Origin of the sequence: Peptacetobacter sp. AB845, assembly GCF_047528295.1 — a bacterium.
Classification (GTDB): domain Bacteria; phylum Bacillota; class Clostridia; order Peptostreptococcales; family Peptostreptococcaceae; genus Peptacetobacter.
Window position 1 is genome coordinate 1,083,190 of sequence record NZ_CP180001.1, and the last position, 11,755, is coordinate 1,094,944.

Annotated in this window: 8 protein-coding genes; all 8 read left to right on the forward strand. The window is 32.9% G+C overall.

Annotated elements, in window-relative coordinates:
* Nucleotides 1-24: 24 nt before the first annotated feature.
* The 8 genes from ACK2WO_RS05120 to nifJ all read left to right on the forward strand — a co-directional run bounded on the left by ACK2WO_RS05120 (nt 25) and on the right by nifJ (nt 11,713).
* Nucleotides 25-936: a phosphatase PAP2 family protein gene (locus tag ACK2WO_RS05120; protein WP_414698605.1), complete on the forward strand. Its 912-nt coding sequence runs from the start codon at nt 25-27 to the stop codon at nt 934-936.
* A gap of 60 nt (nt 937-996) precedes the next feature.
* Complete coding sequence (locus tag ACK2WO_RS05125; protein WP_414698606.1) at nt 997-2,223, forward strand: NAD(P)/FAD-dependent oxidoreductase; 1,227 nt, start codon at nt 997-999, stop codon at nt 2,221-2,223.
* A gap of 571 nt (nt 2,224-2,794) precedes the next feature.
* Nucleotides 2,795-3,241 (forward strand): hypothetical protein, encoded by a 447-nt coding sequence (locus ACK2WO_RS05130; protein WP_414698607.1) that lies wholly within the window; start codon nt 2,795-2,797, stop codon nt 3,239-3,241.
* 183 nt (nt 3,242-3,424) lie between these two features.
* Nucleotides 3,425-5,224: a GAF domain-containing SpoIIE family protein phosphatase gene (locus ACK2WO_RS05135; RefSeq protein WP_414698608.1), complete on the forward strand. Its 1,800-nt coding sequence runs from the start codon at nt 3,425-3,427 to the stop codon at nt 5,222-5,224.
* Between the two features lie 58 nt (nt 5,225-5,282).
* On the forward strand, nt 5,283-5,882 hold the full coding sequence (locus ACK2WO_RS05140; RefSeq protein WP_414698609.1) for a flavodoxin family protein: 600 nt from the start codon (nt 5,283-5,285) through the stop codon (nt 5,880-5,882).
* 131 nt (nt 5,883-6,013) lie between these two features.
* Entirely contained in the window at nt 6,014-7,120 is a 1,107-nt protein-coding gene (aroB, locus tag ACK2WO_RS05145; RefSeq protein WP_414698610.1) for a 3-dehydroquinate synthase, read from the forward strand.
* Between the two features lie 211 nt (nt 7,121-7,331).
* Nucleotides 7,332-7,898: a phosphate propanoyltransferase gene (pduL, locus tag ACK2WO_RS05150; protein ID WP_006439936.1), complete on the forward strand. Its 567-nt coding sequence runs from the start codon at nt 7,332-7,334 to the stop codon at nt 7,896-7,898.
* A 278-nt stretch (nt 7,899-8,176) separates the two neighbouring features.
* Nucleotides 8,177-11,713, forward strand: a complete 3,537-nt coding sequence (nifJ, locus tag ACK2WO_RS05155) for a pyruvate:ferredoxin (flavodoxin) oxidoreductase (protein WP_414698611.1) — start codon at nt 8,177-8,179, stop codon at nt 11,711-11,713.
* Nucleotides 11,714-11,755: the final 42 nt, after the last annotated feature.

Sequence of the window (11,755 nt, forward strand, 5' to 3'; positions counted from 1 at the left end):
ATTATATCGGAAAGGATAGATTTGATGAATATAAATTATTTTGAGCATATTCAGGCTCCGATACTTTTGTTTTTCCAGAGTATTAGGAACCCAATTTTAAATATTCTATTTTTATTCTTTACAATAAGTACAGAGACACCAGTTGTAGTGTTATTTACAGCGCTTATGTATTGGTGTATTGATAAGAAAATAGGACGGAGAATGTTGTACTCACTTACAGGAAATATTGCCTTAAATGGGGCAATTAAGGACTATTTTAAGGTGGAAAGACCTATTGGAAAATTTGGACTTGAGTCTATGAGAGTTGAGACGGCTACAGGATATTCATTCCCAAGTGGGCACACTCAGACTGCGACTACATTTTGGACTTCTTTAGCAGTTCAGTTAAAGAAGAAATTGGTTTATGCTTTAGCAGTAGTTATGGCTGTAGGTGCTGGGATTTCAAGACTTTATTTAGCTGTTCATTGGCCAATGGATGTTGTTGTAGGGCTTATTCTTGGATTTTTATTTACTCTACTTTTGATAAAGATAATGGATAGATCTGAAAAAAGTGGAAAATATTGGGAAATGATACTGATTTTAGTTCCACTTGCGATAATGGTATTTGTGCTAAAGAGCAGCGATTATACTAAGCTTTTTGCACTTATGTTTGGATTTACTGTAGGATATATTTTAGAGAGAGAATATGTATTTTTTGAAGTTATAGATAAAAAAAATCTGAGCAGTGGAGAAATTATTAGAAAAAATGGAAAAAGATTCTTAATAGGGATGCTTAGTTTAGGTGTTGTTTATTTAGGCTTAAAGCTTGTATTTTCTTTATTTGGAGCAACTGATGGAAGTACACTTGATATGGTACTAGATTTTGTTAGATATTCGGCTGTTGTGATTCAAGGTGTAGCAGGTGCTCCATATTTATTCAAAAAAATGGGAATATAATTTTTAGATAAGTTTTTTTAGATAAGGGTTTTTATAAAATTCTTAGGAAAGGAAATAATTATGAAAAAGGTTGTTATAATAGGTGCTGGGCCTGCAGGTATGACCGCGGCATATTCGGCATCGAAAAATGGTATAGATGTTGTTTTGGTGGAGAAAAACGAGAGAGTAGGTAGAAAGCTACTGATAACAGGAAAAGGTAGATGCAATATAACAAACAACTGCGAGGTTGAGGAGTTAATTGCAAATGTAAATACAAACGGGAAATTTTTATACAGTGCATTCTACACATTTACAAATGATGCTGTTATGGAGATGTTTGAAAGCCTAGGTGTTAGGTTAAAGACAGAGAGGGGAAATAGGGTGTTCCCTGAGAGCGATAGGGCAATGGATGTCGTTGATGCGATGGCTAGACTTATAAAGAGAAAAAATATTAAGTTAGTTACAGGAAAAACTGTTAAAGATATAAAGGAAAAGAATGGAAAAGTTGAGTCTGTTGTTTTAAGTGACGGAAAAGAGATTAAGGCAGATGCAGTTATAATTGCGACAGGTGGTGCGAGTTATCAGAGAACAGGTTCTACAGGAGACGGATATAGACTTGCTGAAAAATTAGGTCATAAGATAACTCCTCTTAAACCTTCTTTAATAGGTCTTGAGATACAGGAAGATTTTGTATCTAAGTTAAAAGGTCTTAGTCTTAGAAATGTGGCAATAAATGTATATGGAAAGAAAAATAAGAAAATATACGACGATTTTGGAGAAATGGAATTCACTGATTACGGTGTAGATGGGCCGATTATAAAATCTGCAAGTTGTATAATGAGGGATTTATCTAAGGAAAGTTATAAGATTTCTTTAGATTTAAAACCAGCTCTAGACCACGAAAAGCTTGATAAAAGAGTTCAGAGAGATTTCCAGAAATATATAAATAAGAGATTTGAAAACTCACTATCAGATTTACTTCCAAGTAAGATGATACCAGTAATCGTGGAACTTTCTGGCATAGATCCAGCTACTCCGGTAAATTCTATAACTAAGGAAGAAAGAAGAAATCTTGTAAATACAATTAAAAATATTGAGATGCACGTTAAGAGATATAGACCTATGGAGGAAGCAATAGTTACTTCTGGTGGGGTTAAGACATCTGAGATAAATTCTAGTACTATGGAGTCTAAGTTAGTTGAGGGGCTTTATTTTGCTGGGGAAGTGATAGATGTTGATGCTTACACTGGAGGATTTAACTTACAGATTGCGTTCTCTACGGGATATTTAGCAGGAATGAGTATATAAAATGAAGCATAAAGCAGGTTATCACAATTATTTTCAGTAGTAATTTTGTATCCAACCGCAATTAATCGCCCTCCAGGCTTCAGCGACTCGCACATTTATGCTATGCAACACATTTATAAGTTGCGAGTCGCTTGTAGATTGTCGGTGCGATTTAATTTACGATTGTATACAAAATTTTATCTACTGAAAAATTCTTGTGAAACCTGCTTTTTTTATTTTATATATGTTGAGAAAAAAATGATGTTTAAGTATCTACTTATATTTCCCTTTTTTTACAAAATTTCTAAGTCTCTATTTATGTAATAATTAGTTGATAGTGGATTTTTGAGCTATTCTATTTACAAATATATAATAATAGTTTATTTCAAAAAGCAAATTTAGTTATTAAAATTTTTTAGGTATATATTAATTAGATTGTCCATTTTTAGCACTTTATTTTATTATAGGAAAATGTTTTTGAAAAAGTTTTACTTTTTATTTTTAGTATTACTAAACTCTTGATTTTTCTGGAAATTTAAATTACAATAAAGAGTGAAAGGATGGGATTGCAATGCTGGTAGAGGAACTTAATTTGGAAACTAGAAGCAAAATCTACACAATTACTAAAAAGGTTTTAAGAAAGTATCAAAAGGGAATCATTTCTGGTAAGCTGACATCTGACAAGTTTGTTCATAATATTTTAGGAGATGTATCTATTCATGAGGTTCTTCCTGATGAGATTTTAGAGGAGAGCGATTTTATAGATTCATATCAAGATTATGTGGACAAGCTTATTTGTATTCAGAACGAAAATCTCATAAGAAGCAAAAATAGAAATTACAAAAAGGCTAATGAGAAACCAGATATGTCTAAAGTGATGAAGTTAAAACATCTTCTTAGTGATACTGGATATGTTCTGTCTATTCCTTGTCAATATCTGACAATAAGTGATATTGATAATATAGCAAAATATATTACGACAGGAGCAATAGACTTAGGTAATGAAAAGATTTACAACTACGTTTACAAAGAACACTAAAACAAAAAAGGAGTAAACAGCCTCTTTAAATTCAAAAGATTTACAGACTGTTTACTCCTTTTTTATTTTTAACTAAAAATAGCTCAGAATATGTTAGAATATATATTAATTGAAAAGTAATTTCTTTAAGAAAAACTTAAAGAAAGTATATATAGATTTTTAAATAGACTTTGGATATAGGAGGTGAAGTTGCCGTTTTGGCAAATTGATATGACTGAAGAGTATATGAAACGAATGAAAAATTTGGTTGAGATTTCTAAGTTAGTTACACAATCTCAAGATTTTTTCAAGATAAAGGATATTATCGTTAGCAAGATGCTAGATGTTGTACATCCAGCTAAGGCATGTGTAAATATTTTCTATAACGACGATTTTAACTACGCATATCTAGTCTGTTCAAGTACTTTAAAGTACATTCCTACCGTTTTTGACGGTGTGGATAGACCTGAAGGAGCTAGAATAGACTTTGATTTGTATCCAGATTATATAAGAGAGGCTGTTGAGGAAAAGAAAATAGTTTATATAAAGGACATATTTTTAGATGAGTCAGCAGCAAAAGAGAGAAATCTTGCTGAAAATGAAGGTTATTGTGGAAGAGCAGTATTTCCATTTGTTATAGAGGGGAAGGTTGTTGGATTTATGACTACTTTTACAACAGAAGGGGAAATTATAAGCGATGAGGATATGAATTTTATAGCATCAGTTGCATCTCTTATGACACTTTCTATAGAGATAACTAGAAAAAATGAGTCTGTTCATAAATTAGTGAATAAGCTTAGACAGGGAATGACATCTATAAATGAAGCTACTAGAAAGCTTTATGAAGACAAAAATATAGATACTTATTTAAAGGATTTAACTAAGCAGGCAGTTGAAATTACAGATAGTGAAGAGGCTATAATAATTTTAGATAAAAATGAAAAACATGGAAGAATAGTAAACTGCTACAATAAAAATGAGTGTAGAAGTAATTTATTCTTAATGTTAGATGAAATTTCTGAAAATTATAAAGATGGAGACTTTGCAAATGACGTCGATATGATTCTTGAAAATGGATCTAAAATAAATAGTTATATATATCATAGGCTTATGGATGAGGATAGTAATTTAGGCTATATAATATGTGCAAATGCAACTAAGTACACAAAAGACGATATAAATATACTATCAATACTTTCAAAACAGATAACTGTAGGTACTCAGCTTTATGAATACAACCAGAATGAGGTTAGACATAGAGTGCTTCAAAATGAGCTTTCTGTCTTAAATAAGCAGCAGAGACTTATAATGAACGATGCAAATATGATTTGTAATGGAAATAGACATCTTTACTGCTATCATCAGCCAGCAAAGGTTGTAGGTGGGGATTTCTATGATGCGGTTAGAATAAGCGATGATAAGGTTATTTATATAGTTGCCGATGTTATGGGACATGGTATAGTATCCAACTACATGGTAGCGCTTATAAAAGGTGCATTTAAGGTGCTTTGCAGACAGTTTGATAAGCCATCAGATATAATGAATAATCTTAATAAGATGCTTTTTGAAGAATTTGATAAGATGGAAGTTTTTTGTACAGGTATAGTTGCAAGTATAGATACTAAAGAAAATACGCTAACAGTATCAAATGCAGGACATTACAGTCCTGTTATTATACAAAATGATGGAACTGTTGCAAAATATGTAAACTGTAAAAAAGGAATTCCTATAGGGGTTATAGAGGAACGGGAATACAAGGATAATCAGATAAGTATGGAAAATTATCCTATGATATGTATGTTTACAGACGGAATTCTTGAGATTAAAAATAAGGATAAGGAAGAATTCGGTCAGGAAAGATTTGAAAAACTTCTTTGTGAAAATTATAAATACAGTCCTGAGTTTATTATAGAGAGAGCAAAAGAAGAATTTTACGCTTTTTCTGGAAAAAAAGAATACTCAGATGATATTATGATGGTTATGTTGAAGGATAACTATATTTAATATGCAGTATAATTTCATATAATATATAGATAAATAAATAAAATGGAGATTAGGAAATATGACAAAAGATATTTTGATAATAAATGCTAGTCCAAGAAAGGACAAAAATTGTTTTAATATATCTAGGGATATTTCGAAAATTTTAGAGAAAGAGGGCGTATCTTGCGCCCTTTTAGATATTTACGAAATGAACATAGATTATTGTAATGCTTGTGGATACTGCGAGCATAAAAAGGGATGTAGAATAAAAGATGATATGACTGAGCTTTACGATATGTTTGATAAGTCAAGAGGAACAGTTGTTGTAAGCCCAGTTTATTTTAATTCTGTACCAGCTAAAATGAAAACTGTTGTCGATAGAACACAGGCGGTGTATTCTAGCAAATTTGTTCTTGGAGATTCTATGATTGATAGAAGTAGAAAAAGAGCTGGAATGTATGTAGCTGTTGGCGGTTCTAAGGAGTATGAGGATCAGTTTGAAGGTGGAGATATTGTTATGGACTTTTTCTTTAAGAGTATAAACTCAAGAAGTGTTAAAAATATAAGGATTCCGGATAGCGACGAGGTTAACTATGTTGAAAGTAGAGAACTTGTAGAAAATATAAAGAAAGCAGCAGAGGAATATGCATCACATATAAAAGATATAATGAGTGAATAAAAGAATTAATATTACAATAAACGAAATAAATATGAGATAAAAGAATTATTGCAAAACAAATGAAGAAAACTATTATAAAGTAAGTGAATTATTATAAAGTAAATGAATTATTATATTAATGGGGTGATTCGATGAAGTTAATTGCTACAGGAAATAATTTATGTAGAATAATGGTGTCCGATGAATATACAGAGCTTGCAAATATTCTGTATGAGTTAGTTGAAAGAGATAAAAAATACGATAAAGTTGTTATAATAACCGATAAAAATGTAGAAGTTAATCTATATGATGATTTTGTAAAATTGATTTTTTCTATGACAAATGAAAAATATTTTTCGAAAATTTGTATAGAGCCTGGAGAAGAGTCAAAATGTTTAGACACATTTAATAAAATTATATCTGAATTTATAGAGATTGGTGTTACTAGAAAATCACTCGTTATAGCATTTGGAGGCGGTGTAGTAGGGGATTTAGCTGGGTTTGTGGCAGCTACATATATGAGAGGAATAGACTATATACAAGTTCCTACTACTGTATTATCTCAGGTTGATTCGGCTATAGGAGGAAAGACAGGAATCGATGTTGGAGTCTATAAAAATATGATTGGAGCATTTAAGCAGCCTTTATTTACATATATAAACACAGAAACGTTAAAAACTCTTCCAAAAGATGAGTTAAAAAGTGGATTTGGAGAAGTTATAAAATATGCTGCTATAATGGACGACGATGGAGAATTTGAAAAATTTTTATATGAAAATGCAGATGAAGTAAAATGTCTGGATAATGAAAAAATTATAAATGCTATCGTAAAGTGTGCTGAATTTAAGGCAAGAGTTGTTAAAGCTGATGAGAAAGAAACCGGTTTAAGAAAGATTCTTAATTTTGGGCATACATTTGGACATGCAATAGAAATGGAATATGAACTAAAACATGGTGAAGCGGTTGCTATAGGAATGAAAATAGCATTTAAACTTGCTTTATCTAAAGGGTATATAAAGAAGGATTACTACGACAATTTTGTAGGCCTTATTGATAAATACGATTTTGAATTTGATTTTGAATTTGATTTTGAAACAGTAGTTGTAAAAAGGTTAGTAGAAGTTATTAAAAAAGACAAGAAAAATAGTTTTGGAGATATTTCGGTTATACTTCCAGATGCAAGTTCATGTGTTGGAATTTTCAAAATGACTTCTGATGAAATTGAAGAGCTACTGAAAAAAGAATTTAACTTTATGTAGAATAAAATTAAAATAGCGTGAAAATGTTATCACAACTTTATAAATAAAAAAGTTATACGAAATTGAAAAAAATACCTATTAAAATGAAAAAAATTTAAAAATTACTAAAGAACTAAATATTTGATTTTAACAATTATATTTTGTATAATGTATTTGAAGTAATTTGTGGTTTAATGAATACAATAATAAAAAAAGATAGGAGTGATAGGCAATGAAATTACCAATAGCTTTATCAAACAAACACATACACTTATCACAGGAACACATAGACGCTTTATTTGGTGAAGGTCATGAATTAGTTAAATTCAAAGATCTTTCTCAGCCAGGTCAGTATGCTTGTGAAGAAAAAGTAGACTTAGTTGGACCAAAAGGAAAATTAACAGTTAGAGTATTAGGACCAGCTAGACCTGAAACTCAGGTAGAAGTATCTTTAGCTGACTGTTTCCCTCTAGGAGTAAAAGCTCCAATAAGAGAATCAGGAGATATAGAAGGTACTCCAGGACTTAAACTTGTTGGACCAGCAGGAGAAGTTGAATTAGAAAAAGGTGTTATAGTTGCTTCAAGACACATACATATGAGCAACGAAGATGCTGCAAAATTCGGAGTAAAAGACAAAGATATAGTAAAAGTTAGAACAGAAGGACCAAGAGGTCTTATATTCGAAAACGTATTAGTTAGAGCTAAAGATAGCTTCAACTTAGAAATGCATGTTGACATGGAAGAAGGAAATGCAGCAGGCGTTAAAAATGGAGATTTAGTAGAATTAATAGCTGAATAATTACTACGAATTAGATTGGTATAAATCTTAATGTGATACACTTTAATTTAAATTTTTTTGAATTGAAGTGAACATTGTATATAGTAGTAAATATTCTGAAAAAAAATTGGCATTTTTAAAAAAAATGTAGTATGATATAAAGGAATAAGATTTATACGCTTTTTATACTCTAGATATTTATAGAAAATAAATGCTTAGAGCTTTATTAGTATAAATTAAAAATAGACTTGCCTTTAGATAGACAAGCGAATGAAACTATCAAGGAGGATATTTTAATCATGGCAAAATTTATGAAAACTGTTGATGGGAATACAGCCGCAGCTCATGTTGCTTATGCATTTACAGATGTAGCAGCTATATACCCAATAACACCATCTTCAACAATGGCAGAATTAGTTGATGAATGGGCTTCTCAGGGAAGAAAAAACATATTTGGACAGAAAGTTAATGTTGTAGAAATGCAGTCAGAAGCAGGTGCTGCTGGTGCATTCCACGGTTCTTTACAGGCTGGTGCATTAACATCTACATTTACAGCATCTCAGGGATTATTACTTATGATACCTAATATGTATAAAGTAGCAGGGGAATTACTTCCAGGTGTATTCCACGTTTCTGCAAGAGCTTTAGCATCTCAGGCATTATCAATATTCGGTGACCATCAGGACGTTATGGCAGCTAGACAGACTGGATGTTGCTTATTAGCTTCAGGTTCAGTTCAGGAAGTTGCAGATATAGCTCCAGTTGCTCACTTAGCAGCAATAGAAGGAAGTCTTCCATTCGTTCATTTCTTCGATGGATTCAGAACTTCTCACGAAATACAGAAAGTTGAATTAATGGAAAATGAAGAATACGCTTCATTATTAAACTTCGACGCTGTTCAGAGATTCAGAGACAAAGCTTTATCTCCTAACCACCCAGTTACAAGAGGTACTGCTCAGAACCCTGATATATACTTCCAGACAAGAGAAGTATCAAACACTTACTACAATGATATGGTTGGCATAGTTGAAAAATACATGCACAAAGTAAGTGAATTAACAGGAAGAAAACATGACTTATTCGATTACTACGGAGCAGAAGATGCTAAATATGTAGTAGTTGCTATGGGTTCAGTTACAGAAGCATTAGAAGAAACTATAGATAGATTAAACGCTGAAGGCGGAAAAGTTGGATGCGTTAAAGTTCACTTATACAGACCATTCTCTACAGAACATTTCTTAAAAGCAATGCCTTCTACAGTAGAAAGAATATGTGTATTAGACAGAACTAAAGAACCAGGTGCAACTGGTGACCCTCTATACTTAGATGTTAGAGATATATACTACGGAAAAGAAAATGCTCCTCTAATAGTAGGAGGAAGATACGGATTAGGATCTAAAGATACTACTCCAGCTCAGTTAAAAGCTGTTTACGACAACTTAGCTGCTGAATGTCCAAGAAATCAGTTCACAATAGGTATAGTTGATGATGTTACTAACACATCATTACCAGAAGCTGAAGACTTCAGAATAGCATCTAAAGGTACAGTAAGATGTAAATTCTGGGGACTTGGATCAGATGGTACTGTTGGTGCAAACAAACAGGCTATAAAAATAATCGGTGATAACACTGACAAATACGCTCAGGCTTACTTCGATTACGACTCTAAAAAATCTGGTGGTATAACTATGTCTCACTTAAGATTTGGTGATACTCCAATCAGATCAACTTACTTAATAGATGAAGCTGACTACATAGCATGTCACAACCAGTCTTATGTATATCAGTATGATTTATTAAAAGGACTTAAAAAAGGTGGTACATTCGTACTTAATACTATATGGGATCAGGAAGGTATAGAAGCTAACCTACCTGCATCAATGAAACAGTACATAGCTAAAAACGACATACAGTTCTACACAGTTAATGCTGTTGAATTAGGTAAAGAAATAGGATTAGGAAGCAGAATAAACATGATAATGCAGGCTGCTTTCTTCAAACTAGCTGAAATAATACCAGTAGACGAAGCTGTTGAACACTTAAAAGAATCAATAGTTAAAACTTACGGTAAAAAAGGTCAGAAAATATTAGACATGAACTTCAAAGCTGTTGACGCAGGTATAAACGCATTAGTTAAAGTAGAAGTTCCAGAATCTTGGAAAACTGCTGTTGATGCACCAAAAGAAGAAGCTTGCGAACCAGACTTCATCAAAAATATATTAAGACCTATGACTGCTCAGAAAGGTAATGACCTACCTGTAAGTGCATTCAAAGAATTACCAGACGGAACATTCCCATGTGGTACAGCTGCTTACGAAAAACGTGGTATAGCAGTAGACGTTCCAGAATGGAAATTAGACAATTGTATACAGTGTAACCAGTGTTCATTTGTATGTCCACACGCTTGTATAAGACCAGTACTTGTTACTGAAGAAGAATTAGCAAATGCTCCAGAAGCATTCAAAGCTAAAAAAGCTATAGGTAAAGGATTCGATGGATTACAGTATAGAATGCAGGTATCTACTCTTGACTGTACAGGATGTGGAAACTGTGCTGACATATGTCCAGCTCCTAACAAAGCATTAGAAATGATGCCTCTAGCTACTCAGGAAGAACAGATAGAAAACTGGAACTTCGCTATGGATACAACTAAAGTTGCTCCAAAAGGCGATTTAATGAACGTAAATACAGTTAAAGGTTCTCAGTTCAGACAGCCATTAATAGAGTTCTCAGGAGCTTGTGCTGGATGTGGAGAAACTCCATACATAAAAGTTATAACTCAGTTATTCGGAGATAGAATGCAGATAGCAAATGCTACAGGATGTTCTTCTATATGGGGAGGATCTGCACCATCAACTCCTTATACTTGCAACCATGAAGGTAAAGGTCCATCTTGGGCAAACTCATTATTCGAAGACAATGCTGAATACGGATTCGGTATGTTCGTAGCTGTTAAACAGATGAGAGCTAAATTAGAAGAAGACATAAAAGTTTTAGCTTCTAAAGCTCATGATGAAAACTCTAAAGCAGTTCTTAACAACTGGTTAGAAACTAAAGAAGACGGTGTTGCTAATAAAGAAGCTTCTGCAAAAGTAGCTGAATTAGTAAACGGATTACATGAATCTTGCATGAATGATCCTGAAATAGCAGCAGCTGTTAAAGATATAAAAGAAAGAGAAGACTACCTAGCTAAGAGATCTCAGTGGATACTTGGTGGAGACGGTTGGGCTTACGACATCGGTTACGGTGGATTAGACCACGTTCTTGCTCAGGGTGAAGATGTTAACGTATTAGTATTCGATACAGAAGTTTACTCTAATACAGGTGGACAGGCTTCTAAAGCTACTCCAGTAGCAGCAATGGCTAAATTCGCAGCAGCTGGTAAGAGATCTAAGAAAAAAGACCTTGGTATGATGGCTATGTCTTACGGAAATGTTTACGTAGCTCAGGTTGCTATAGGTGCTGATAAGAACCAGTTCATGAAAGCTATAACTGAAGCAGAAGCTCATCATGGTCCATCTCTAATCATATGCTACGCTCCATGTATAAACCATGGTTTAAGAGAAGGTATGGGAAGAAGTATAGCTAACGAAAAACAGGCAGTTGACTGTGGATACTGGCATTTATACAGATTCAACCCAGAATTAAAAGCTGAAGGTAAGAATCCATTCTCATTAGACTCTAAAGAACCAACAGAAAGCTTCAGAGACTTCTTAATGAAACAGACAAGATACGCAGCAATAGCTAAACAGTTCCCAGAACAGGCTGAAGAACTATTCACTATGGCTGAAGAAAATGCAAAAGAAAGATACGAATCATACAAAAGATTAGTATAATTTTTATAAAAAAAAGGCTGTTGCAATATTGCAACAGCCCTT